20 protein-coding genes and 2 pseudogenes are annotated in these 26,784 nt (G+C 42.0%); 7 read left to right on the top strand and 15 right to left on the bottom strand.

Features of this window, described 5'->3' with window-relative positions; genetic code table 11:
* Window positions 1-113: 113 nt before the first annotated feature.
* The 9 genes and pseudogenes from KP014_RS29115 to KP014_RS29245 all read right to left on the bottom strand — a co-directional run.
* Window positions 114-248: a hypothetical protein gene (locus KP014_RS29115; protein WP_281426403.1), complete on the bottom strand. Its 135-nt coding sequence runs from the start codon at window positions 246-248 to the stop codon at window positions 114-116.
* Window positions 249-1,002: 754 nt separating this feature from the next.
* Window positions 1,003-2,550, bottom strand: coding sequence for an MFS transporter (locus KP014_RS14695; protein ID WP_216700364.1), 1,548 nt, complete (start codon window positions 2,548-2,550; stop codon window positions 1,003-1,005).
* 19 nt (window positions 2,551-2,569) lie between these two features.
* On the bottom strand, window positions 2,570-3,814 hold the full coding sequence (locus KP014_RS14690) for a radical SAM protein (protein WP_036595314.1): 1,245 nt from the start codon (window positions 3,812-3,814) through the stop codon (window positions 2,570-2,572).
* A gap of 33 nt (window positions 3,815-3,847) precedes the next feature.
* Complete coding sequence (gene ccrA, locus KP014_RS14685) at window positions 3,848-5,062, bottom strand: crotonyl-CoA carboxylase/reductase (protein WP_036595312.1); 1,215 nt, start codon at window positions 5,060-5,062, stop codon at window positions 3,848-3,850.
* Window positions 5,063-5,074: 12 nt separating this feature from the next.
* The gene (locus KP014_RS14680) at window positions 5,075-6,004 is read right to left on the bottom strand and encodes an SDR family oxidoreductase (RefSeq protein WP_036595311.1); all 930 of its coding nucleotides are present in this window, start codon (window positions 6,002-6,004) and stop codon (window positions 5,075-5,077) included.
* A gap of 38 nt (window positions 6,005-6,042) precedes the next feature.
* Window positions 6,043-7,263 carry an ISL3 family transposase gene (locus tag KP014_RS14675; protein ID WP_216700363.1) on the bottom strand — a complete coding sequence of 407 codons (1,221 nt, stop codon included), beginning with the start codon at window positions 7,261-7,263 and terminating at the stop codon, window positions 6,043-6,045.
* Between the two features lie 78 nt (window positions 7,264-7,341).
* The gene (locus tag KP014_RS14670; protein WP_051499373.1) at window positions 7,342-8,655 is read right to left on the bottom strand and encodes an aminotransferase class III-fold pyridoxal phosphate-dependent enzyme; all 1,314 of its coding nucleotides are present in this window, start codon (window positions 8,653-8,655) and stop codon (window positions 7,342-7,344) included.
* Window positions 8,656-8,673: 18 nt separating this feature from the next.
* Window positions 8,674-10,350, bottom strand: coding sequence for an AMP-binding protein (locus tag KP014_RS14665; protein WP_036588941.1), 1,677 nt, complete (start codon window positions 10,348-10,350; stop codon window positions 8,674-8,676).
* Window positions 10,351-10,442: 92 nt separating this feature from the next.
* Window positions 10,443-10,854, bottom strand: a pseudogene (locus KP014_RS29245) (group II intron maturase-specific domain-containing protein); the annotation flags it as partial.
* Window positions 10,855-11,432: 578 nt separating this feature from the next.
* Here KP014_RS29245 and KP014_RS14655 point away from each other — a divergent pair.
* Both KP014_RS14655 and KP014_RS14650 read left to right on the top strand, forming a co-directional pair.
* Window positions 11,433-12,638 (top strand): annotated as a pseudogene (locus tag KP014_RS14655) (transposase).
* A gap of 97 nt (window positions 12,639-12,735) precedes the next feature.
* A complete protein-coding gene (locus KP014_RS14650) occupies window positions 12,736-14,073 on the top strand; it encodes a DUF4179 domain-containing protein (protein WP_036588938.1) in 1,338 nt (445 codons plus the stop codon).
* 84 nt (window positions 14,074-14,157) lie between these two features.
* On the opposite strand, the gene KP014_RS14645 is transcribed toward KP014_RS14650, so the two are convergent.
* Window positions 14,158-15,333: a phosphoribosylaminoimidazolecarboxamide formyltransferase gene (locus tag KP014_RS14645; protein ID WP_036588936.1), complete on the bottom strand. Its 1,176-nt coding sequence runs from the start codon at window positions 15,331-15,333 to the stop codon at window positions 14,158-14,160.
* 216 nt (window positions 15,334-15,549) lie between these two features.
* A complete protein-coding gene (locus KP014_RS14640) occupies window positions 15,550-16,152 on the bottom strand; it encodes a hypothetical protein (protein ID WP_036588934.1) in 603 nt (200 codons plus the stop codon).
* Between the two features lie 200 nt (window positions 16,153-16,352).
* Here KP014_RS14640 and KP014_RS14635 point away from each other — a divergent pair, with 200 nt between their 5' ends.
* Window positions 16,353-17,120: a radical SAM protein gene (locus KP014_RS14635; RefSeq protein ID WP_051499371.1), complete on the top strand. Its 768-nt coding sequence runs from the start codon at window positions 16,353-16,355 to the stop codon at window positions 17,118-17,120.
* A gap of 59 nt (window positions 17,121-17,179) precedes the next feature.
* On the opposite strand, the gene KP014_RS14630 is transcribed toward KP014_RS14635, so the two are convergent.
* The 4 genes from KP014_RS14630 to KP014_RS14615 all read right to left on the bottom strand — a co-directional run bounded on the left by KP014_RS14630 (window position 17,180) and on the right by KP014_RS14615 (window position 21,720).
* On the bottom strand, window positions 17,180-18,172 hold the full coding sequence (locus KP014_RS14630) for an aldo/keto reductase (protein WP_036588932.1): 993 nt from the start codon (window positions 18,170-18,172) through the stop codon (window positions 17,180-17,182).
* A 510-nt stretch (window positions 18,173-18,682) separates the two neighbouring features.
* A complete protein-coding gene (locus tag KP014_RS14625) occupies window positions 18,683-20,119 on the bottom strand; it encodes a DUF6179 domain-containing protein (RefSeq protein ID WP_051499369.1) in 1,437 nt (478 codons plus the stop codon).
* Window positions 20,101-20,589 (bottom strand): DUF6323 family protein, encoded by a 489-nt coding sequence (locus tag KP014_RS14620; RefSeq protein ID WP_036588930.1) that lies wholly within the window; start codon window positions 20,587-20,589, stop codon window positions 20,101-20,103. The genes KP014_RS14625 and KP014_RS14620 overlap by 19 nt, the downstream gene beginning before the upstream one ends.
* A 255-nt stretch (window positions 20,590-20,844) precedes the next feature.
* Window positions 20,845-21,720, bottom strand: coding sequence for a helix-turn-helix transcriptional regulator (locus tag KP014_RS14615; protein WP_036588927.1), 876 nt, complete (start codon window positions 21,718-21,720; stop codon window positions 20,845-20,847).
* A 288-nt stretch (window positions 21,721-22,008) separates the two neighbouring features.
* Between KP014_RS14615 and KP014_RS14610 the strand changes: the two genes are divergently transcribed.
* From KP014_RS14610 to KP014_RS14595, 4 genes are all read left to right on the top strand, one after another.
* Window positions 22,009-23,286 carry an ABC transporter substrate-binding protein gene (locus tag KP014_RS14610; RefSeq protein WP_036588925.1) on the top strand — a complete coding sequence of 426 codons (1,278 nt, stop codon included), beginning with the start codon at window positions 22,009-22,011 and terminating at the stop codon, window positions 23,284-23,286.
* A gap of 39 nt (window positions 23,287-23,325) precedes the next feature.
* Window positions 23,326-24,201: a carbohydrate ABC transporter permease gene (locus KP014_RS14605; protein WP_051499367.1), complete on the top strand. Its 876-nt coding sequence runs from the start codon at window positions 23,326-23,328 to the stop codon at window positions 24,199-24,201.
* Window positions 24,202-24,216: 15 nt separating this feature from the next.
* Complete coding sequence (locus KP014_RS14600) at window positions 24,217-25,047, top strand: carbohydrate ABC transporter permease (protein ID WP_036588922.1); 831 nt, start codon at window positions 24,217-24,219, stop codon at window positions 25,045-25,047.
* 432 nt (window positions 25,048-25,479) lie between these two features.
* Entirely contained in the window at window positions 25,480-26,649 is a 1,170-nt protein-coding gene (locus KP014_RS14595) for an LLM class flavin-dependent oxidoreductase (protein WP_036588919.1), read from the top strand.
* Window positions 26,650-26,784 lie beyond the last annotated feature (135 nt).

Here is a 26,784-nt window from a genome sequence, read left to right as displayed (position 1 = left end):
CTGCCGCGCCACGGTTTCGCTTGACCTCCGCAAAGGATTCCTCTAGGTTCGGCATAGCCCATATCTTGTCGATGAGACTGTACCATTTTCGTCCTTCTGCTTGCTTTGTTCCTTCACATGAGAGCTTGTCCTGCCTTGGTTCCTCCATGCTCGTTCTCCTTCCCTTTCAGCAGCGCGGTTTGTAGCCTCACGGCAATCTCCGCTTCTGCTGTCGGTACTCGCCCCAGACGGCTTCTCCTTATGTTCATTCCCCGGATCTACGCACTCCTTAACTCCCCGGCTCCTGTCTGGCACATGGCTTTCCTCATGCTCTCTTCTTTCACGGTTCGGGTTTCACGCCAAGTCCCTGCCTTTTGGGTCAGGGCTTGCACCGGCTTTTTTTCTCGTACCGGTTCACACGCCTTTGCGGCCTTTCCAGCGTGCTTCTTCACTACTATCCCTACCTCTGACTTCCAACCATCCGTAATCCCGACTTGACCGTCACGGCCTTGTACAGGAGTTACCGCTTTGCGGGGACGGCCGGATCTCCTTGGGTCACGTCAACCGACTTTCCCCCAGAATCCAGTCCTCCTAACTTCCGAGACCAATGATGGTATTGGACATTCCCTTCCTTTGCAGGGTTATCCGATCTCGTCAGCCAACTTGGTTTAGCCGCCTGTTCCGGGCTTTGCCTTCAGGCCCTCTGCACGCATCCTGTTGGACTGCGCACTGCCTGTCAGCTATGCATTTCCGCCATCTGCGGCATGCTGGAGACTTTCACTCCTTAGTCGATTGCGCTGCCAAGCGCACAAAAAGCCGCCAAACACACGAAAGTGTTTAGCGGCACCACTGCCAATTCAAAAATAATCTAGTCTGCAACCGAAATTTCCCAATGATAAATTTTGATCCTCGAGTTTTCCACAGTCACATGAATGGCTTTCCATAGGATTGAGCATTCATTACAGGAATAGCTCCTCTTAAGTATTTTAGTTTCGTCACCAAAAAATTCTTCAAAATACTCACTTAACAAATTGTTTTTCCAGTTGACTTTTCTATTTGTCTACTTTCAACTCTACGTGGAATAAAAATTAAACCTAAAATGATATTAATAAGTATTATTATAATACCTACAAATAAGCCTTTGTGAAATGAATATAAAAATATATCTTCTCCTCTCTTTAAAATTTGATCAACTAATTCTGGATTAAAATTTCCGTTTTTGAAAAAGTTAATAGTTTGGCTATATGACTCCCTTGAGAATTTATCAAGCTCAACGTTACTCTCAGATAAGACTAAATTTATGCTTTTTTGATATGATATAGAATATATTGTACCAAGTACTCCAACCCCCATGATCGATGTTACACCCCGAATTGTATTTGATAATCCCGCCCCAGAGCCATATTTATTTTGAGGTATTTCAGACATTGTAAAGAAAGTCGTTCCTCCCATTGCAATTCCCATACCTAGCCCTATTAATAAAAAAAAAGCCTCAATTAAAAAATTATCAGTAGTTCCATCAGAAATGTAAAACCCTATGAATCCTAGCAGTAATAAAAAACAACTCATTATTATTGTGAATTTGGCACCCTTAAGATTTAACATTCGTTCACTGAACAAAGAGCCTATGATTGATCCAATTGCAAACGGCAACATCATTAAACCTAATTCAAAAGGAGTGCTTTTTTTTACTAGTTGGATAAAAAAAACAAATAAATATGTTCCACCTGAAATTGTAAAATAGGATAATGAAATTGATATAGTTCCAGAAGTAAATATTCTATCGCATAATAATGATAGTTCCAACATTGGATTATTTATTTTATATTCATATTTTAATAAAAACAGTACTATAATTATCCCAATTATAATAGCTCCACCTGTATTTATTGTGAAAATCTTATTAAGTTCACCGCTTTTTATTATTCCATATAAAATTAGACTAACACCTAAAACTGATAATATCATTCCAATTAAATCTAATTTATTTTTATGCTTATCTGATGTATTTGGAACAAGTTTCATAATAATTATTAAACATATCAATCCAATCGGCAAATTAATAGTAAACACACTGTACCATGGGTACATTTGCAACAAAAAACCTGCAATTATAGGCCCTATCGCAATAGATGAACCTCCAAATGCTGACCAAACTCCTATCGCTTTAGCTTGATCGTATTTTTTATATGTTTCTTTAATAATAGCCAATGTTGTGCTAGGTACAACTGCCCCTCCTAATCCCATTAACCCCCTTGCTACAATTATTTGCATAGTACTTTCACTAAATGCAATAAGTCCAGAAGATAAAATAAAAACGATTAATCCGAGCATCATTACTTTTTTTCTTCCGTATCTATCAGAAAGAAATCCAGCCGGCAATAGTAAAGAAGCATATAAAATTTCGTAAGAAGATACCATCCATTGTAATTCAGCATTACTTGCATTAAAATTAACTTGAATCGTTTGTAGAGCAACATTTATTATAGTGTAATCCATCATTACAATAAAATTAGCCAAACTAATAGCTATAAGTATCAGTCTATTTGTTTTTTGATTTATCTCTTCCATTATCATTTTTCATTTCTTTCTACAATACTTTTTCTAACATTAATTCAAGAGACTCTTTTACATCTTCTCTTATAAAAATACATTGTGGATCAGAGGCTTCAGGGTTATGATAGATGTTATTAGCATTACCTCTACAACCTGCTTCACAACCAGAAATATTATACAATTCACATACAGAACACGGTCCCTTAATATGATCGGTCTGTTCAGAGAATATTTTTGTTTCTGCTTTATGTTTGATGATACTCTCCAAAGAATCTGATACAATATTTCCATGTGCTATATCTTGTCCACAACAAGAAGTGACATTCCCAAATCCTTCTTCTGTAAATGTCACATGTAAACTATCTTGTATTAATTTACATGGGTTATTTATTGCTGGTGGCAAATAATAGCGTACTTTACCTAAAGGAGTATCATTAACATAATTATGAGCAAGATCGTACTGATAAACTTTATCTGCAATATTTATAATATCTTGTGCGTCTAGCATGTACTTTTCGTTTGATTCAGAATCGTTTGACATTCTCATGAATTCAAAAAATGGTTCAATGCCATTTTCTCTGCAATATTTATATGATTCAAATGCATAATCGATTGAAGCTTTATTCACCACGAAATCACCAACAATTTCAAAACGATGTCTTTCTTTTCTAATTTCAACTAAATTTTCTATAGCTTGAAACAGTCTACTGGAATAAATTCTATTTTTCGATAGTTTATTTAATTTCAAATTTGTTTCTTCATTATTAGGACAAAACGGAATATGAGTAACAATTTTAACTCCATTAAGACATATTTTTTTTGCATATTCATTATTTGCTAATTTCAGTGAATTTGTAACCACAATTGGCTTTAAATTATTCTCTAAAGTGTAGTGAATCATCTTCTCAAGATCTTTATTTAACGTAGGCTCTCCCCCCATAAATACTACGATTGAAAATAATTTAACGTTATTAATTCTGTTGAACTCATCGATCTTATCAATGATTTCTTTAAATTGTTCAAACGATATTGGTTTATTTTTTCTCCCTCTCTTATTTTGGTTAATATAGCACCACTCACATGACAAGTTGCAATAGTTTTGCTGAGTGATTTCTATTGCGAGGCTTTGATAAATTGAATTATCTTCATTTTCTCTAAATGAGAATTGTTTATCATTTTCACTAATATTTATTTGTTGTATTGATTTGATAAGACTATAATAATCATCTGTAAAATAATCTATTCCGCTTTGCTTATATATTTCCTTTATTAAATTCATTTTCGTCCCCCACTTCATAATTAAAAATTAAGCTCAATCAAAAACTATAGCGCTATTGCCACAAGGATGCCTGTTTTCTGCCATTTTTTGATGTGCTTCTATTGCTTCTTCGAAAGTATATGTTCTTGTTAAGCAGGTTTTTATAATACCTTCTGACACCAACTTTATTACTTCAACACATTGTTCTCTCGTAGCAAAATGGGATCCTTGAATTCTTTTCTGATAAACCCATAATTGCCTTAAATCGAAATTCCCATAATAACCACTTGTACCGCCACAAGTAACAACCATACCTCCTTTATCAGCTATAGCTACAGAAGCAGCAATTGTATTTTCCCCTGGATGCTCAAATACCACTGTTGGGCTCTTTTTTTCCCCTAGTGATTCCCAAAAACAGCTTCTGAATTTCTTTATATTACTTCGCCATTTATTAAATTCATCTTTATCATTTAAATCCGGCATTTTTTTTGATATATCAATTTCACTTCTATCGATTATGCCATTTGCTCCTAGATCCAAACAAAATTCTTCTTTTTCTTTATTTGATACCACAGCTATTGGTCTTGCACCAATCATTTTTGAGATCTGAATCGCCATGCTACCAATCCCACTTGCTCCACCCCAAATTAAAACTGGATCATCCTTTTTTATCTCATTGGGTTTCCAACTAAGCAGCATTCTATAAGCTGTCCCAGCACTCACTAAAAAGCATCCAGATTCAGCCCAAGTCAAATTATCAGGTTTTTTTAAACATTGATAAGATTGCACTTTTGTAAATTGAGAAAAAGATCCACCATTAACTTCATAACCCCAAGCTCGAATATTTGGTAAATCACCTTTTTTTTTGTGCCTAAAATCTTTTTCTAATCCTAAATATCCACTCTGAATTATTACCTCATCACCAACTTTAAACTCAGAGACTTTACTACCGATTTTCCAAACTACTCCAGAACCATCACTACCCGGAATAAAATAATTTCTTTTATCATTATCAATTTTTTGACTGTTACTAATTACATCAATTGGAATAGAGCGCCCCGCCCAAATTGCATTATGATTTATACCTGCTGCCATTACTTTCACTAGAATTTCATATTCATTTAACTCTGAAGGAACTCTTACAGTTTCTATTCTCATTGAATCTTTTGGTTCACCATATCTTTCCTTTCTCAAGGTTAATGCATACATATTCTCCGGAACTACTCCAACAGGTATATTTTCGCCAATATCAAATATTTTTTTATTCATCAACTACTCTCCTTATTTGCCCAAAAAATTCGCTAGTTGTTTCAATTTTGTACCATCTTTATATGGACAATTAATATAGAACTCACAGTCTCTTATATCCCATTCTTCCTCATTAATGACAGTATCATTAAAGTTTCTTGCTAATTTAGGCTTAATATATTCTTCATCGCTTGTATTACATAATACCCAGCTAATAAATAATGCCGCTTGGTCTGGTGAAAGTATTCTGATTGACTTATTGCTAGATAAAAATTCTTTCATATCTTTTCTCAACTCTATAATCTCAGGTATTTTTGAAGCCTCCATCCCTTTTGCTGTCTTTGTGCCATATACTGTACCTGGGTAGACACTGCTTATTAATAAACTTTCAGCATACTCCTTTTTCATTACTTTATGCAAAGTGAACATCGCTTCTTTAGAAACTGAATATAACCCCATACCCTTTTGTATATTGTATCTACTACTTGAACTTACCATCAAAATCCTAGTGTTTTTTTCGAACATATTTGTTTCCATTAAACCTTTTACTAACATCAAAGGTGCTTTTACATTAACATTCATAGATTCATCAAACTGCTCTTCTGTTATATCCTTCAGTAGGGATAGATTTTGTACAGCGGCATTGTTTACAAGATAATTTAATTTAGTGTTTCTCTGTGAAACAGCCTCAACTATTTTTTTTATTCCATCTGCTTTTGACAAATCTGCCTTAATAAAATCAATATTAGAGCATTCTTTTACTATATCCTTCATTTGCTCTTCATTCCTACCAACAATCAGTACTTTATATTTGTATTTCTCTGAAACAATCTTGGCTAAAGCCTTCCCTATTCCCGCGCTTCCTCCAGTTATTAACACCGCTTTCTCCACTATTCTTTGTCCTCTCTCTATTGAGTTGTCTATTAATTCCATTTCCTTAATTTTTTTTAAAAAACACTCCATTTCATATGGCTCAATCTAAAAATTAGCGGTTGAACTTTTCAACCAGACGAACGGTGACGATTACATTCGATTAAAATGCCATCTTTGTAACACTTGTGATTGCGTGTAAAATAGTGCCGGCGTTGATAAGCCTTGATCCGATTGTGCCGTCCTTCGACGGTTGCATTGGTCCACTGGCATCGATGGTAGTTCACGATTTCGTCTTCCCAATTACGCACCGCATCATGGTCAATACATTCGCCTTGCTGACACCAACGGTTAAAGCCAAGGCTGGCGACATGGACATTTGGTGAATAATCATACCAGCGAGAGAACGCTTCTTTCCATTCCCAAACCTTGCGTAGTAGCGGAGAGAAGCTAAGTAGTAGGTCTAACTGGGCTTTGCTCTGTTCAGGTAGAAAATCGGCTGGCGGATTGAGCAGTCGATGATGACTTTTCAGGATGGCTTTAGCCCGAGGCACAAGGGTGGACTGAACCGACTTGCGTACCGCCTGGACACTTTGGGTGACATAACCGTGAACATGGAAACGATCTGCAATGCGGAGGGCACGCGGAAAGCATTCGCTAATCCATGTGTGATACGCCTGAGCTAGATCCATAACCACCGCTTTGGGGTTCAACGCCAGAAAGTCAGGATGCTGGCGGGCATAGGTCCGCAGGGCTTCAAGTTTGCGACCAGGCAGTAAGTCCAGCATGGTTTCGCCCCTAAGATTGTGAATGCCGGTATTGTAAGAGTGTCCCTTTTTGATTGCAAAGTCGTCGATACCCAGCACCAGACCCTCGGTAGTTTTGGCTTTACGCCAAGCCTGCTGCGCGAGGCGTTCGCTCTGGGCAGGAAGAGCTTCCTGATGCATTCGCTGTACCGTACTGGCAGGCGCTTCTTGCATCCTTGCACTATGCGCCGCGGTAGAGCCAAGGGCCTGCTCTACCGTTTGCAAGCGGAACAAGCGACTGTAACGCTGCTTAGGACCCACAAATTCATAAGACCAAACGAAGCCGACACTGCACCGTGAGCAGGCTAACCGAAGGGAGGGCACATGCAAATAGCTTTTTCTGCCAAAGACCGCCAAATGCCGAATCTTCCGCAGTTTGTTGCGGCCATCCCGCTTGACGTATTGTTCCGAGTGGCAAACGGGACAGGGCTGTTTGTCGGTCACAGGCGATGCCTCCAGATGAACTTGATGAGCGTCCATATAGATGATTTTATGAAGTTGTAGCTCTGGTAATCCGAGCATCTCATTGATATACTGGAGTGGCATCTGTCATTTCCTTTTGTTGTTTGGTAGGACTTACAACAATACAGGATTTGCAGATGTTTTTCCATTTTCATCCTCGTTTCACGCTCGTATCGATTCGTCTACCGCTAATTTCGGTTTTGAGCCTTTCATATATAAATCTTCCAATACACTATCCAATATATTTAAACTTTCCAATAATTGTTCTCGATTAATAATTAGAGGTGGGGCAATCATCAATATATTTCTTCTACCCAAGGTCCAAAAACCTTTTTCTTCAAGTAGATTTATTAAATATGCTATATTTACTGAATCACGCTTTCCCATCACATTATCCTTAAACTCAATTGCTGCGAATAACCCTTTGCATCTTATATCACCAATTGAATGATATTTCGATTTCATTTTGTTTAACTCCACGTTAAGCAACTTCCCCAATAACTCTGAATTCTCTATCAAATTCAACTTCTTGTATACCTTAATAGAAGCAACTGTTGCAGCACACCCAAGTAAATGTGCATAGTTTGTAGAACCGCACATAAGTACATGATTATCAAAGTATTTTGCTATATGTTCATTTACAACTACAACTCCGAAAGCAACATAAGAACTAGTCATTCCTTTGGAGGTGGTAATTATGTCTGGCTTAATATCCCAATGTTCAAAAGCAAACCATTTACCTGTTCTTCCCCATCCAGTCATTACTTCATCACATACCATTAGAATTTTAAATTCATTACAAATTTCTCTTATTCCTTCCAAATAATTATCGGGAGGAATTATTACTCCATTTCCCCCAATTATTGGCTCCAAAAATATCGCAGCAATATTATTTTGCCCTTCATCAATGATTTGCTCCCTAAGCAAATCTAAATAAAAGTTGCTCATTTCCTTATCTGATCTAAACTGCCCCTTAGAATGATACTTATCAGGAAAATTGAACTTGATAAAACCTACTTGTCCCGGCTCACATGCTAACCTTCGTTGATCACCTGTTAAATTTCCAGCACCAATTGTTGATCCGTGATAAGAATTATACGAGGAAAAGATCTTTTGTTTTCCAGTATACATCCTCGCTAATTTAATTGCATTTTCATTTGCTTCTGAACCAGAATTTGTAAAATAAACTTTTTTATATATATTAGGTAATACGCCTAAAACATCTCTTGCTGCTTCGTCCATTATTGGATTAGAAAAACCAGAATAAATATAAGGTAGTTTTTCACATTGCTCCTGTATTGCTCTAATTACTTCAGAATTTCTATGTCCAATGTTTACGTTTATGCTTTGTGAAGCCATATCAAAACATTTTTTTCCGTCTATCCATATGTATATACCATCTGCATCAGTTATCTTCTTACCTTGGAAATCATTCTGTTTCATCCAAGGATGAAACAACGAATTAGCGTTTTCCATACCATTTCTCCTCGTCTATTAAGATATTTCTTTTGTTCCTATTTTTTTGTAAATCTCACTGCATTTTAATCTTTGAATTTTTCCATTCATTGTTCTTGGAATCTGTCCCTCTTTTAGAAAGATCACCTCATTTATTTTCAAATTAAGATATATTTTAATTGAATTCTTTATTTCATCTTGTAATTTTTCTATTTTCTCTCTTGAAAAATCCTCCAATATTTCTTGAAACAATACTATCTTTTCTTCTACTGAGAACACAGCACCATCACCTAATAATTTTGTATCGCTTATTTTTTTTGCACATTTTTCTATTTCATATGGTGAATAATTTTTTCCTTTTGAAATTATTATTTCTTTCTTTCTCCCAGTTATATAGAGTTGTCCTTCTTTCAAAAATCCTAAATCTCCAGTTTTAAAATAACTTTCTATTTCTCCATTATTTCCAGGTATTAATCTAAAACTATCTTCATTATCTCCGTACATATACCCATTGCAGAGAGAAGGAGAACTTATTAATATTTCTCCAACTTCTTTTCCACATAATTCCCGCCCGCTTTTAGTATCAACAACCATAATCTTTGTTCCAATAAGAGGTGTACCGACGCTTACAATTTCGCAAGAGAAATTGGTTACTTGTTCTACAATTTTATTTTGAGTCAATGCCTCATTCATAACATTAACCTTAAAGTATTTGTCTGATGGTAATAATGAACTTACTACTCCTGAGTTTTCTGACATACCGTATGAAGGTGAAAAAGCTCTGAAATCAAACTCATGTTTTTTGTATTTTTCATAAAAGTTTTTCAATGTAGAATGCTTAACTATCTCTCCTCCAATTGAGGCTACTTTCCAGGTTCTTAGATTCAACCCTTGAACCCTTTCTTTATCATAATTTTCCCAACATTTTTGGAATGCAAAGTTTGTTCCTGCACTATGTGTCGCTTTAAATCTTGAAATATGCTCAAGCCATAGAACAGGATCTTCTGAAAAATCAGAAGGTTTCATTATAACCGAGGTTCCTCCTGTATATAAAGGTAGCAGATACCCTGTTACCAATCCAAAAATATGAGAATGTGGAGCCCAAGTGACTGTCGTAGATTCCTCATTAACACTCCACATCTTTTTGCACTGATTAAGATTAGCAAAAAGTTGCTCATCCCTAATTTTAACCAGTTTTGAATTCTTCATTGATCCAGATGTCAATTGAATTATATCTGCATCAATTTTTGTTTCATTAACTCTATTAATATTTTTAATTATCCGGTCACATTTTTCAGTCTTCACATTCATAAAATTAATTTTATTTCTTTTACATTCTTCTGACAGATTTAATAAATCTTCAGCTACTAGCACACATCCGATATTCCTAACTTCTTTCACTAAATCAAAAAATTGTTTATAGAAACCTTTTTCATTTAAATTAGGACTTATGGTTCTTAATATTGGAATTACTCCTGCACTAAAACATGCTAAAAGAGTTGCAACTACATCTATACCCGATTGAAAATATAAAAGACATATTGTATTTCTCAAGCCATTATTCTCTAGTTTTTTTTCAATAATCGATATTTTCTCAAACAACTCTAGATATGTTACTCTTTTTTTTACAATCATTTTTTCAAGCTCGATAAACGCAATTTTTTCTTTGTATTCATTTTTCACACTTTCAATTTCTCTAACAATCCTGTTACGCAAAATTAATCACCTCATTTTATTCGCTAATGTACTACTCTTAAACTTGACCCAACTAATTAATCTAACTCCAACTCCTGTCAAAAAAAGGTTAACCAAGTGCTTCGCCGGGAGTTCGCCATGACAAATACTGCCCATTCAGGGACGCCCAGCGCCTGGATTTCGCGATCCGTGTTCTCACGCGTTTCCACTGTTTCCATAGACAAATTCGCAGTCTCCTTCGAATCCACTTATCCAACGCTTCGCAATGTTTCTTCGCTGAGGCGAGCCGGAAATAACCCATCCATCCCATCACATTTCCGGTTTAGCCGTGTAATGCATTCTTCCATCGAAATGGACCATATCCGGTTTGTGAGTTTACGAATCCGCTCTTTAAAACGTGAGATTATCTTTGGAGCTAGTCGGAGGGTTGCCTGTTTGTTCGCCAGGAAACTAAATCCCAAGAACCACTGCGCTTTTGTCCCAATTCACTTTTAGTTTCAGCTTTCCTTCCACAAAGCGAGTCACCCATACTCTTGGCTAAAGGTAGACGCTTGCCAGCCTCTATTCCGGACTTTCACTGTAGAGATGACGCCCATGCTGGACTTACTCAAAAAAATTGGAGCAACGATACCGTTACTCCAATTTGATAATAAAATCAACCCTGATCTGACATAGACCAGTTTAATCCTTGAAGAACTACACGTCCTTCGTATGTTCCCTTAATCACTCTCAGTTGATTAATTAGTTTTTCTAAAGGATTCCCAACTTCGATTTCTTTTTTCCATTTCTATCACCTAATTTTAAATTGCAAAAATGAATTAATTTTACATATTATCTTCTCATATCCTAGTATCTGCAAGATAATGTTTTTTGTCAACATTATCTAAGGATATTTATGGATTAATTCATTAAATATGTACTTTTATTTACGATTTAATTATTTATTGAAAATGTGGCATTCTGCTCTTTTGATATTTGAGCATTTTGCATTAAACTGAGCCCTTGCTAGGCAAGGAGATTTTGAGCATAAAGAAGGACTTCACCCCAACTTAGAGAAGTTTTTTGGTAACCACACCAAAACACCCAAGAGGAGGAAGTCCCCTTTGTATATTCTCCAAGAAAGTCTGTTTTCCTTTGAGGAACTGCAAAAACTTGAATCTAACGAACGGCTGCCCATCTTTTTCAGCGCCCTGGACTTGCAGCCTTATGCGAAAGAACTAAGGAGTTCTTCACCCCGAGGAGCCGATGGACACTGCCGCCAAGGCATTCTTCGTGCCTTGCTTGCAGCTCCTTTGGAGCATATCGATACCTTTACCGACTTAACAACGTAGACTCCAATTCGATTTGCGTTTTCGTTACCAATGCGGACTGCGGCTGGATCGCTCCCCCTCGATCTCCACCTTGAGCCGTGTGTTTGCTGAGATCACGCAAAAAGGCATGGCTCAGCGCTTGTTTGAAAATCTTGTCCTTCAGTGTCAGGAAGCCAAAATAGGAAGCCAAAATTATGGACGGAATCCATGTCGCTATTGATAGTACGGCGATCCAAGCCTACGAGAGAAAACAGCCCAAGTCGAAAAGTGAGCTCACCGGCAACGCCAATTGGGGCGTGAAGCTCGATTCCTTTGGCAACAAGGTCAAATGGTTTGGCTACAAACTGCATCTAGCCGTGGATACCCAAAGCGAACTGCCCTTGGCACTGAAGGTTACGCCAGCCCATATCAATGATGGCGAGGAAGGTCCCGCGCTCATGGAACAGGCTGCTGCTAAAAACCAAGGTGCGATTTTTCATGCTGGATGCGGGCTATGACCAGTTGAAAAACTACGAAGCCGCCCGAGATCTTAAGGCTCAGGCCATTATCCCGCTTAATCTTCGAAACGAGAAAGAGCCGCCTGCCGGGATGACCAGCAAAGGCACCCCATGTTGCTCCATGGGGTTTCCCATGACCTATTGGGGGCTGGAAAACGGACGTTTGAAGTTTCGCTGTCCGCACGCCACGGGTAAGGTCGATTGCCCGCTCGGCATGACGGCTTGTTCCAATTCGAACTACGGCATGGTCGTCAAGGTAAGCGGCCGGGACGATCTACGCCGCTACTGCCTGCCTCACCGGGAAAGCCGGGGCTGGAAGGACCTGTACAACAAACGGACCAGCGTGGAACGCTGCAATTCAAGGCTGAAGGATGACTTAACCGCCAACCGATTACAGGTGTGGGGCATTCAAAAAGTCACGACTCACCTCTATCTGAATGCCATTGTTCTACTTGTATCGGCGCTCGCTGTCGCAAAACAGCACAAGATAAGCGCCGCATAATTTTTTGAGACTTCTGAAAATTCTGCTCGTCTGTCCTTTTTTCATTTTACTTCACTAACGAAAGCATTTTCGTTTGCCTTTAAGAAAAAAATGAATTATGCAAAATGCTCATTTAAATACCAGCAGATCATTAATCTATGCAAATCCATCAATAGCGGAAATTGTTCGGTCCATGTTTTCGTCTGATGCTGAACTTGACCCTGGACTGCAGCAGTCCAGAAAATTAGGACTCATTCAAGATCCAGGCATAAATGTTAGCAGTCACGGCTACAGAATTCAGGTGAACGAGGTTTCAGCAGATGCGTCTCGACTCACAATAGCTGTAAAAGTCACCGATCGGTTTGGCAAACCGGTTCTGCAAGGATTTAATTGGGAGCAAATCAGTATTAAGGATGAACGAGGGAATGAAATTGGCTTAGGGAGATTTGGAAGCGGAAATAGCGGCGTAGATGTTTTTACCTATATCTATAAAGGGGAACTCACTTCTCCAACAATTACTGTAGAGAGCCGTATTGATAAGATCAAAGAAACAAAAGGAAACTGGAAATTTTCTTTCCCGGTCGATTTGACTCAAGCAGATTCTCTGACTACTGTAGATGAGCTGAATGAACACTATGTTACTCCAGAAGGCCTGACTATACAAATAGATAAACTGACCCATACTCCGAGCGGAGTGAAATTTGAGCTTACAACGTCACTGAGCCAACAGGCAAGAAATAAAGTTCCGGCTAATATGGAAGAGATGCAGAAATTAATGTTTCATTTTGAAGATGAACAGGGAAATATAATATCACAAGTTAATGGAATGCACTCGATTTCTATGTTAGCGGGAGCAACATCCAAACGTACGGAACAAGGGATCCACTGGGTGTATACCTTTATTGATCTGCCTTATGACTCACAGCACGTAAAAATGGTGTTGGATGGATACTCCATACCTGAGAAGAGTGAGGGTTCCGTAGTCATTTATCCATCCAGACTGAATAAAGAAAATGCGGTATTTAGTAATTCAGGCGATAAAGTATGGTTTAACGCCTTTAAGATTACTCAAGATCCTGATCAACAAGCAGCGATAGCGGCTGGAGTTATTGAGAATCAAGAAGCGAAATCGGCAGGAGTAGTCAAAATTAAGGGTAAATACATGAATATAGCCAATCCTGCAGTTGATCAATGGCAGGCCATTGATGATAAAGGCAATAAATACCCCATAGAGTTTCGAGGGACCAGGGATCTTGATAAAAAAACTCTGGACGGCAGTTTTATCATCAAAGGATTATCCTACACTCCTACGAAACTTACCCTGATTCGTAGTATTATTGATCGGTATTACTCAGATGTTCAATGGTCTTTTGACCTCCCGAAAGGCAAACCAATCCCTGGACTTGAGAATAACGAACCCATTAAATATTGGGAAGATATTTTACCTGACCGTTAATATTGTAAGGCTGCCGTATCTCCTCGGCAGCCTATATCAGTATTCGGAATCGGATATTTGGACGTGAATCTGATGCAGACAACCTTAGTGATGAAACAACCGAGTGTTGGAGAACGCCATCACCATTCCATATTCGTTACACGCGTTAATAACCTTATCGTCCCTAATTGAGCCGCCTGGTTGGACAATGTATTTCACACCACTTTTTTGAGCGCGATCGATATTGTCCCTCTGAGGGAAAAATGCATCAGAACCAAGGGAAACGCCATCCAAATTCTTCAGCCAATCGTTTTTTTCTTCCTGGGTGAGTCTTTTTGGAATATTTACAAAGACATCTCCCCAATCTTTCATTTCCTCAGCTGTTGTATTGTTCCCCAGGAACTGGTCAATTGAAATATCTTTTTCTGTTCTCGAAACGCCTTCCTTAAACTGTAAGTTCAACACCGCTGGATGCTGACGAAGGAACCAGAGGTCAGCTTTTTCTCCAGCGAGACGAGTACAATGAATTCTGGACTGCTGCCCAGCTCCACATCCAATAACCTGTCCATTCAAGGCATAACAAACTGAATTAGACTGGGTATATTTTAAAGTTATCATTGAAACGATCAAATCACGGACAGCTTCATCAGGCAGATTCTTATTTTCAGTTAAAATATTATGTAATAAATCCTTATTAGGGATTAGGCTATTCCGGTGCTGCTCAAAAACAATTCCATAAATTTTCCTTGTATCTAAGGCATCAGGTTCATAGTCCGGATCTATTTTTATAATATTGAAGCTGCCTTTGCGCTTTTGTTTAAGAATTTTCAAGGCTTCGACGGAATAATCAGGGGCAATGATACCGTCTGATACTTCCTTTTTGATAAGCAAAGCAGTTGCCTCATCCACCTTGTCGCTTAGAGCGATCCAATCTCCAAAAGAAGAAATCCTGTCCGCACCTCTAGCCCTTGCATACGCGGCAGCTAATGGACTTAATTCCATACCCTCAACAAAATAAGCCTTCTTTAGTTTTTCATCAAGTGGCAGCCCTATTCCACTGCCTGCCGGGCTTACATGCTTAAAGGAAGCTGCCGCAGGGAGTTTCATGGCAATTTTAAGCTCTTTAACCAACTGCCAAGAATTAATAGCATCCATAAAATTGATGTATCCCGGATTCCCGTTTAATACTTCGATAGGCAATTGATCTGTTTCGGAGAAAATCCTTGACGGCTTTTGGTATGGATTAATTCCATTTTTCAAAATAATTTCTTTTTGCTTCATTGTCTTGTCCTCCTGTCAAAAAAATACTTACATATATTTCTATATATCATATTTCTCATTACTCGGCTTGTCCAGGTATGAAAAAAACGAAGGTATTTGCATCGGAAGCATCCCCAACGGCTCACTTGCCCCGCCAAAATGTTAAGCAGCGCCTGATCCTGGACTCCGAAATTTGACAAGCATAGCGTCTGCGTCCCCTTCACACTCGGATATTGATCAATTATTCTTAATTGGATACCATTTTAATGTCGTTGTATCCGTTACATTCTCCTGAGCAAAGCGGTATTCATACAACGGTTTGTCCTCAGATGATAATGCTATGGGTTTTAATGAAGACCCGATAAATGCTTTAGGCCACCATACTAATAACGGTTTGTTAGGTTCTATTTGCTTTTTAACACGATCCGTTCCTTCACCGACTTCGATCCATGCAACTTGCGGGTCACTTGTAATTACATCAATAAGTGCTATTGATTCTGGAGAGGTCCCGCCTGAGTACTGATAATTAAGCCAACCGACAGTCCTTACTGGATCGGAAGCATTCGCAGGATTGAATGTAGTTACCAAATTACAAAACCACAAAGGTCCCTTCTTACGAACAACCGCCGTTCGTTCCCCGTTAGGAGTATCTAGTAAAAACACTTTTCCCCATGGTAAGTCTAATTGATCAAAGACGACTGCATCCATTCCTACAGATGATTGTGCATTCGCGGCGGCAATCGCAGTAAAGCGCCACCCATCTATTAAGCTGATACAGGAATACCCGCCGACTATACACAAGATAATGATAAGAAGAATTACTGCTTTAGTTTTTGTCATCTTATCTCCTCAATCCCCCCAAATACACCTATTTGATATATCCATAATTCACAATATAATGAATAACAAAAAATATAAAACCCAAAAGACGTTGGTATTATATTTCACAACCTGGTGAATATATCTAGAATGACGAATGTGATTCATTTCGTTTATTTGATAGTTCAGGTTGTCCGGGGATCATTATAAGGAGGAGTCTTGTGATAACGAGTAACGCAAGCGCTTGCATTCGTGACATACAGAAACACAGCACCCAGGACGGTTCCGGTACCCAAACGGTCGTCCACCTAAAGGGCTGCCCTCTCTACTGCACTTGGTGCCCCAATCCGGAGCTTCGCAATCCTGGAGTCAGGTTGCTGTGGGACCCGGTTAGAACCAGACATTTCGAGGACGGACGGATTTATTCCGTTCAGGAGGTAATGGAGTTGTGCCTCGACAATCCTGATTCCTACGGAAAGACAGCAAATGGGGTCATGTTGACTGGCGGAGAGGCCATGATGCAGCATTCCTTTGTCTATGAACTGCTGTCACGCTTGAAGGAACGGGGAGTGCATACCGCCGTTGAAACTACCGGATATGTAACAGAGACTCAATTTGCCAAGGTAGTTCCCTTAATCGGTCATCTTATATTCTACTTAAAACACTATGAACGTGAAGCGCACAGAAAAATAACCGGGGTTTACAATGATTTAATTATTGAAAATTTGCGGAACTCTCTCCTAAGTCCAAGCGAGGTTGAGGTTCGGCTTACCCTTATTCCCGGATTGAACGACCGACCGGAAGATGCGGAAGGATTTGCCAGACTGCTTCAGCGTATAGGTGTAAAACAGGCTCAGCTTCCTCCCTTTATCAACCAGGCAGCTCCGTCAGGGCGGCACAATGCTCCAGACAACGCTTCACCGTTATCTGAGATGGAATTGACCGGATACCAGGATGCCCTTCAGTCTCATCATATGGATTGCTCCTAATGAACAAAATCTCATTACGAAAAGACAATCCCCCTGAGGAAGGAAGATTGTCTTTTTCCTTACAAAGACCGGCTTGGAGGTGCCATAAATTCCGGGCCGACCGGTTCCTTCACGGTTTCTTCAATAATACGATCGATTTCTTCTAAAGCACTTTGATCCAGTGACCAGCCCATTACTTCATCCACCGGGGTCAATTGCTCAGGCTTCCGCGCTCCCCAAAGCGCGATGCTGGCGCCGGGTTGAGCCAGAATCCACCGGACAGCCAGATGAATCACACGTTTTCCGTAATTTTGCTGAGCAAATTGATCGAGTTTCTGCACGGCATCTAGATATTGCCCGAAACGCGGGGCTTGAAACTTCGGATCCACCTTGCGTAAATCGTCGCCTGTAAACTCTGCATGTGCTTGCATGCGTCCGCTTAATAAGCCGCGGCACAAGCTTCCATAAAGCAGCGTAGTGATTTGATGTTCCGCGCAATAAGGCAAAACGTCCTTTTCAATTTCACGCTCAAACAAATTATAGGGAGGCTGGTCCGTATGCAGCGGTGCAATCTTTCGGAATTCTTCCATCAGAGCGGTTGTGAAATTACTAACGCCAATAGCGCGGATTTTCCCCTGCTCCAATAATTGCCGCATCGTTTCCGCTGTTTCTTCTATAGGAACTAACGGGTCCGGCCAATGAATTTGATAAATGTCAATATAATCGGTCTTCAAACGCTGAAGAGAGTCATCGATTTCTTTCATGATGCGCTGTTTCGTCGCGTTGCGGTGGACGCTGCCATCTGCCCACTCCAGCGCCGCCTTGGTCGCGATCAGGATGCGATCCCGTTTCCCATAGGATTGAATCGCTTGTCCAACAACTTCCTCAGAATGGCCAAAACCGTATACGGGCGCCGTATCGATCACATTAATTCCGCGATCCAATGCAGCATGAATGGTGCGAACGGACTCGGCATCATCGCTTCCGCCCCACATCCAGCCGCCGATTGCCCAAGTGCCCAAACCAATTCGAGAGGCTTGAAGCCCGGTATCGGATACCTGTACAAATTCCACTTTGTCCTCATCCTTTCTGTGAGTTGTATGGGAAAGTTACCCAAAAAACCTAACCAGGTCATTATAACATATACGAATTACCCTTCAAAAAACACCTAAAGAATTTCGTAACCAAACGGCTGTAAACTCTCTTAATCTCTCGATAAAAAAAGGGAATTGTTTGCGCGGCTCGGACAAAATGGCGCTGGAAAATATGCTTTAATGCTGCCGCATCTCTGTTGGGTGCTGGGGTATGCCATCTGATCCGATGAAATTTGAGGAGTAAGCCCTGGCATGATTCTAATTTTATTGGATGCGAGTATGTGCCCGTTAACGTAGCTCGGCTGCCGATCATTTCCGGGACAGCCTCATTGCGGAGCTTAATCCAGATATTTTCGCACTTCCTTTAACAAGATAAACAGACCTGATAGAGAGTTCCCGCATCAGGTCTGTTTGTCTGTGATCTTGCATAAAAGTTTAAAATTTCTTTTTCGATAAAGTCACTTTTATGAAATAAAAGATAATTACTGTTCAGTAGAATCTCATTTGTTCATAGTCCATCTCGCCCATATACTTCTCGACGGCTTGCAGCCGCTCCCGGCTCATCCCCTGCAGGCACTGGACAAATTGCATTTGCCAATCCATCGTATACTCATTCTTAAGTAACAGCATGGACGGCAGATCCAAAGACTCGCTTCGCAGCTCTTCATAGAATACGATTTTCGCCAAAATTGCCAGCTCCATATCGCCAAAAGCATGGAAAAGCGCATCATACTCATCCCCATACAAGCAGTCGGATTCAAGCATATCGAGGAAGTCGTGGAAGGAATGAAAGCTCGATAAGATCAGCCTCACTTTGTCCTCCTTCCGCTCGCAGGCCATAATCTCATCCAGCCGTCTTCTTAACTCTACATCGCTCATTCTGTCGTCTTCGCCCAAGACAATGACGATGGACTTCACTTCCGCCTCCCGCTCTGTAATAATAACAGCCCGTAAGCTGCTGTGCTTTGCGGCATTCGCCACCCGCTGAACGAGGTCCTCTCTGCACCCGTCCATATACTCCTTCAATTGCGGATGAATCGGCAATTCTTGCTGAAGCCTTCCCATCCCACCGTAGATGACGGACCTGATTTGCGGTTCAGTAAGGCTCATGAATTGTCGTTCTAACCGTTCGTATTGACTCTCGGAAATTCGGATTTCATCGGCATCTCCCCCTGATAAAACCGAGAAAATCGCATTATTCAGCACAATCTCATATATATTGAACAACTCAATCCGGTAGTTAAATCTGCATTCCCTTCCGTAGTGCACCAGCAAATCCAGCAGCTCCCGCTGATCGAACATCGCGCAAAATTCGGTCTCCAGCTTCAACCGTTCCAGATACTGCTTGATATAAAAAACGCCCTGAAGCCGCATGTCATCGGAAGCCAGCGGGTAATCGATACTCGCCATCGTATTGTGGGCATCAAAGATGATGCCGTATTTCCTTAGAAAGACAGGCAGGGACTCATCGATGGTCATGTTATAGGCGTCGACCGGAACCTCCAGCTTGTTAACCATGATTTCCTTATATAGCTCCTTGGTCTCTTCCAAGCATTGAGTGACCTTTTCCACGCCTCGTTCATAGATTTGGCGTAAGTCAACCGTTTTGAGATACGTAATCGCCTTCTCCGGCTCCTCAAAGCTGAACAGATACGCATCGGCCGCATACATGATCGAAGTCAGGAGGCTTTCGGCGGTTTCCGTGGTCACCGAAGTGCTTTCGCCCCGGGTGTATTTCTTGATCATCTCCTGCAAGAACTGCATGAACGCATTCTGAATGCGCGTCATTTCCTGGCCCGTCAGCAGCCCCGCCCGCAAGCCTTCGTTCATTAAGGAGATCGTATATTGATTGCGCTGCAGCCGAGATTTGCGAATGCCGCCCTGAACGGTCAACTCGCTCCCGTTATTTATATGTTCAGGTCCCAATATTCATCTTCTCCTTCAAATAAAGAATCGTTCTTCTGCAAATCTCTCCGGAACTCTTCGGCATACTCTTCGAGTCTGCTTTTTAACAAGTCCAATGAGCCCTCGCAATCCTCTTCGAACACTTCCTTCATCCTGTGGAGGAGCTTCATGTCGCTGATTTTGTCTTCTGTTTCATTTTTCAGATAATAAAAAATCTCATGCAGTTCATTCAGCGTATCCGCATAGTTCTCCTGGTTGATAAACGAGGACGCCGAGAATACCTCGATGAGCGCCTTGGTCACTTCAATACTCAATTCCACCCGCCCGTAGCTGTACAGGACCTGGTTTCTCGCCGCCATCATCAGTTCAACGTCCTGCGGGGTCAGGATCAGGCCATATTCCTTCGTCTTCTCGTTCAATTCCAGTAATTCGGTTATACATTGTTCCTGCATAGATACGTTCAAGGAGTTGAAAAGGCGGGGTAAATACATGCCGGTATCCTCCCTCATTAATTTTTCTAAGAAAAAAATATAGAAAATAGTTGACTTTTTCTTTGTTTTATGTTATAATCTATATTAATTTTGTTTCACGCTATATTTTATCACTATTTCCATCGATGTCAATTGAAACTGACAATAAAACAGTAGTTTGTTTACATAGAGAAAGGTTGGGCAGAAGATGATTCTGACCCAACCTTTTTTTGTGCTTCCGTGTTCTTCTTCATAGTTACTCACACCATACCTGACTCATTTCTGCTGCCCGCTTTTGATTTTCGTATCCCGATACTGAGTGGGTGCGACACCAAGACGCTTCTTGAATGCTTTCGAGAAGGAGAAGATATCAGGGTAGCCGACAGAGTGAGCAATTTCGGACAAGGTATAGGAGGTCTGCTCCAGCAATGACCGGGCTTCCTTCATTTTCAACTCCTGGATAAACTGAATGGGAGTGATTCCGTAAGCCTTGCGGTACTGTTTGGTAAAGTGAGTGCGGTCTATGCCGACATACTCTGATACTCTTTCGACTGTGATGCCCTCCGCATAGTGAATCTCCATATATTCATGCCCTTTTTGCAGCCACGAGACATCCCGCCGATCATTACGGGCAGAACCGTCAATCGCAGCAGAGAGATGATCGAAGATACGGTGGAATAAGATTAGCCGTCCCAGGTCCGTGTCGTTATCTGAATTCACCAATCTGAAGAAATCCCACATCAGTTGAATCGCTTCGGGTGTCAATACACCCGCTGCATGCGGGCTGTGCATAGTCAGTCCAATCTTCTCAAGCAGACTCAAAGCCTGTCTCCCGTCAAAAGCAAGAAATACTTTGCGGAGCGGATCATCCGCACGTGTGTAATATTCATGAATGACCTGTGGAAACAGACAAAAAATATCATTTTTACGGAGCTCAAAGGTTTGTTTGTTTTGATTAAACGTCCCTTGCCCTTCCAGCACAAAAATTAAATAATAATAAGGGGTCGTCCGGGGGCCAATGTGATAATTCGGTTTGGCAATATTATGTCCAAGGCGAATCGGCCAAGCGGCTCCGGACTTTTCGTATACGGAAGGGGTAAAGAGGCATAACTCCAAAAACTCATGATTATCCTCTATCATCTTGTCTTTCATTTAACATACCTCTTTTTATAATGCGATCTCATTTTTATAAATAATATATAATTTCTACAAGGTTCACAATGCCTTTCATTCACTCTTTTATTCTGCAGCAATCATTCACCATGACTTAAAATGACATGCACGAACAACTTAAAATGACATTTACTTGTGAAGATTCGGCTTGATAATATATAAAGCATAGTAAACCAAGTTAATTTATTGGACATTGACTAGACCACTAGAGAGCTAATAATATCATACTGTTTGCTAACTAATAACCATTTAAGGAGTGTACATACGATGAAAAAGAGAACTCTCCTGCTTACGCTGCCTGCGATCTTGCTCGTCTTTTCCATACTGCTAAGCGCGTGCGGAGAAAACGCGAAAAGCGGCGAAGCATCCGAAATCGAAATCAAATTCCCCAGCATATGGGTAGCGAAAGATTCCAAAGCCGCCACGTTCGCTCAAATTGTCAAAGATTTCAACGAACAGAATCAAGGCAAAATCAAAGTCGTCGTTGAAGAGATTCCCGATTACGCCGCTTACAAGGATAAGATCCGCACCAATATTACGACGGGGACAACACCGGATATTTTTTCCTTCGATAATCCTGCGGACGGGGAGTTCTATTACAAATCGGGAAATTTAGCCGATCTTACTCCTTATCTGGACGAGCAGTGGAAAAGCACGTTCCTGGATCATGCCTTTGACAATGCCACATACGACGGCAAAGTGTACTCGATTCCGTTCGAGTTCGGCGTAACCCCGGTATTATACAATACCAAGCTGTTCAAACAAGCGGGCATCACCGGATTCCCCAAAACATACACCGAGCTGTTCGCCGCTTTTGATAAATTGAAAGCCGCAGGCATCGCTCCCGCCACGCAAATGACCGGAGGCGATGGTTGGGTTTCCATGCTGTGGTACTCCCAGCTCGTGTCCGCGATTGGAGGGCCGGATGTGTACAAACACGGATTGGACGACCCCGCCTTTGTACAAGCCGCCGAGGTATTGAAAAAGCTCTTTGATTACACTACGGGAGATGCGGTCGGATTGGACAATGCAGGCGGTCACTTTTTAAATCAGCAAACCGCCGTGCTGCTCAACGGGCCCTGGTTTATCGGTCGAATCAAAAAGGAAGGCATTGATCAATTGTACGATTCCGTCGAGGTTGCGCCTGCCCCCGTTTACGAAGGAGGCAAAGGACAACCCGGGCAGTATGTCGGCTTTACGCAGGCAAGTCTGGCAGTAGGTAAACAAAAGGATAAAAAGAAAGAAGAAGCCATTGTGAAATTCCTTAAATATTTGACCTCTCCGGACAATGTGAAGAAAATATCGCTCGATTCCGGATCATTGTTCGTCATTAAATACGAGGTTACAAAGGATGATAAAGTGGAACGCCTGCAAACCGAGATGAAAAAAGGAATGGAAGCCGCGCCATACATCATCCCTCATTTCCGGGCAAGCGTGAGCCCCGCCGTCGGCGCGGAATTCCCGCAAGCGTTGAGCGGTCTGGTGCTTGGAAAATATACGCCGGAACAATTCGTAGAGCAGCTTAAACAAGCCGAATCCAAATAAATCCGGCTCGCTGGAAACTGGAGTAAAGGAGGGCAGAACTTGCAGCGAACAACCCATTTCCGTACAGGCGCTATACTTTTTCTACTGCCGGCCTTACTGCTCTTTGCCGCCTTTTTTCTATATCCCGTCGGATATGTCGTCGTTGTCAGCCTATTGAATTGGGATGGTATGAGCAGTCCCGGGTTTGCCGGCCTCCGAAATTACAGCGCCTTGTTTCATGATGAAGTATTTCGGATTTCCATTCGCAATAATTTGATCTGGGCCTTCGCGGAGGCGTTGATTCAGGTACCGCTTGCCATCGTAGTCGCCCTGCTGCTGGCCCGAAAGCCGAAGGGCTGGAAGCTGCTGCGTACGATTTACTTTTTCCCCCATGTCATCTCGGGTATCGCAATCACGATGTTGTGGGGAGCCATCTATAACAATGAACGGGGATTGCTTAACGGCTTCCTCCGTTTGATAGGATTGTCCGAATGGGAACATAACTGGCTCGGCGGGCTGGGCAGCGCGTTCCCTTCCGTACTCGTGTACGGACTGCTGTATATCGGCTATTTCATGGTCATTATTTTGGCGGACATCTCCTCGGTTTCGCAGTCCTACTACGAAGCTGCAAGCATTGACGGAGCGACACGCACGCAGCAGGATTGGCATATCACATTGCCACTGATTAGAGGAACCATAGCTACCTGCGTAACGCTTGCGATGGTTAACGGGCTTCGGCAATTCGAACAGGTTCTGCTGCTGACAAACGGCGGTCCGGCCAACAGCACCTCGGTCCTTGTACTTTATTTATATAAAGAACTACAGAACTTCCACTATGGGACGGCCAATGCTTTGGGCACGGTGCTGATTGTTCTCGGCGGCCTGGTCATTCTAACGGTACGCAGATTATTTAACGCCGCCAAATATGACATGTAATTCAGGAGAAGTCTTATGAAAATAAATGCGCTGCTTGAAAAGTTACTATCCCGGGCCATTTTGTCCTTGTTTCTTGTGTACACACTCTTCCCCATGCTCTGGCTTGTAATGGCTTCGCTCAAAACGAATGTCGAACTGCTTGGCGATCCTTTCCGGTTTCCCGCCCCGCCGCAGTTCGGCAATTATGTGAATGCGTTCAAGTCGGCGCATTTGGCTCTGTTATTTTCAAATTCCGTTATTATCAGCTTTTCGGCAACTGCTTTGAACGCGCTGGTTGCATCCATGGCCGCCTATGTGCTCTCCAGATATAAGTTCAGGTTCGGACCGGTTATATTTTCAACCCTGATCACGGGGATACTAGTGCCGGTTAGCGCTCTCATGGTTCCGTATTTTACTTTAATTCGGACACTCGGCCTCTATGACACAAAGCTGGCGCTGATTTTAACGTATACGGCAATCTCGCTTCCGCTGTCCGTCTTTATTATCAAAGGCTTTATGGATTCGATTCCTGCGGAGCTCGAAGAAGCCGCGCTGCTGGACGGGTGCGATTTCTACCAAAAGTTCTTCAGGGTGATTGTGCCGATTTCCCGTACAGGCATCGTAACCGCGGCCACGTTTCAATTCTTAAGCAGCTGGAACGAGTTCCTGTATGCGATGCTGCTGACTTCCTCCGAACAGGTGCGGACTCTGCAAATGGGCATTCGTTTTTTCGCCAGCCAGTTTACAACCGATTTCACCTCGATGTTCGCGGCGATTGTCATCAGCATTATTCCAAGCGTTGCGATGTACAGCCTGTTTCAAAACCAGATCATTTCCGGACTTACACAAGGCTCCGTTAAAGGCTGAGGGGTTCGGTACATCCTGCTCGAAAAAACAAACAGGGGGCCCTAAGCCATTTCAATTCGATGGCTTTTGGATCCCCCTTTTTTATTCCGCTAAATCTTGCTTTTGATTCAGTATCCATCGATTTACAGACCTCTTTTTGCCAAGTTCATTTTAAATATAGAACCACTTTCCCTATTAATAAAACACAACTTTATTCAAGTTATTATCCACTCTTTCCTCTCTACTCCTCTCTTTTTACCATCTATTTCTCATTAATAGAAAAGACGTAAATTTACAAATGAAAGTTGACGCGAATTGACATTCCCGATAACTGAAACGCTTGTTACAATCAGAATATAAATTTAATCCTATAAGTTTTATAGGAATTCGACCGGTTCACCGGAGAAATAAATCAGCAATGGTGTCATCAAGATACGACATAAGGAGGCTAACATGGGCTTGCATACAGAAGAGATTCGATTTGGCTGGTTTTTACCGACATCCGGCGACGGCCGCTATGTGGGGACTGATCCGGAGAGAGAACCCTCGCTTAATTATTTAATTGAGGTGGCGCAGATGGCGGAACGCTCCGGCTTTGAGTTCGTTCTGATTCCGACAGGCGGATCATGCCTGGATTCATGGGTAGTCGGATCAGCGGTGATGAGCCACACGACACGGCTTAACGCCCTCGTAGCGATCAGACCCGGATTGATTGCCCCGGTGCTCGCAGCCCGCATGGCCGCTTCTCTTGATCAATTGTCAGGGGGGCGGGCCATGATCAATGTCGTGACCGGGAGTTCGGTTCAGGATCTGGAGCAGCTCGGCGATCCACTCGCCCATGCCCATGATGACCGGTACGATCGGGCGATGGAGTACATGCAGGTGATGAAGCTTGCCTGGACCGGATCGGCCGGATCAGCGTTATCTGAATTCTCAGGCCAAGCTGAACATGGCTCTGCAGCAGCCGCAGATTCTTTTGAAGGCAAGTATTTTCAGTTTCGCGGCCCGGTTCACACACCGATTGCGGTACAGTCTCCGCATCCCCCGCTTTATCTGGGAGGAAGCTCGCTGATCGCCAAGCAAGCTGCGGTCCAGCATGCGGACACCTATCTGATGTGGGGCGAGCCGCATGAATGGATTGCCGAGCAGATTGCCGAGATGGAGGATGTTCGAAAGGAGGTCCTCAGGACTACAGGAATTGACCGCAAACCGAGGTACGGATTAAGGGCGCAGGTGCTTATACGCGACACCGAGGAAGAAGCCTGGACGGCTGCGTGGAGCTTGATCAGCCGCGTCTCATCAGACACGCTGCAGCAAGCGCAGCAATCTTTTGCAAAGACGGACGCTGCCAACCAGAGCAGACAGAACGAGCTCAGGGAACAGTCCGCAGCGAATGACTTCGTCTTAGGGCCTAATCTGTGGAGCGGCTTATCCCTCGTTCGCTCGGGAGGGGCGATGCTGATTGTCGGTACAGCGGAGCAGGTTGCGGATGTGCTAATCCGCTATGCGGAAATCGGTGTAAGCACCTTTATTCTTTCCGGTTACCCCCATTTGGAGGAAGCAGAGAATTTTGGACAAAAGGTACTCCCGTTGTTTCGAAAACAGTGGAGTCAGAGGCATTAGCCTTTAATTTAACAGGGCTGATGCCGCGTGAATTTGGAAGACATTTTTCTAAAAAAATGAAAGCTGGGGTGAATGCGGATGTGTGCAGTTACGACTCACGCTTCTGGACAGACAAGAGAATTAACATTACGGGAA

The organism is Paenibacillus sophorae, assembly GCF_018966525.1.
Classification (GTDB): domain Bacteria; phylum Bacillota; class Bacilli; order Paenibacillales; family Paenibacillaceae; genus Paenibacillus_AQ; species Paenibacillus_AQ sophorae.
This window is presented reverse-complemented; position numbering and strand designations above follow the sequence as displayed.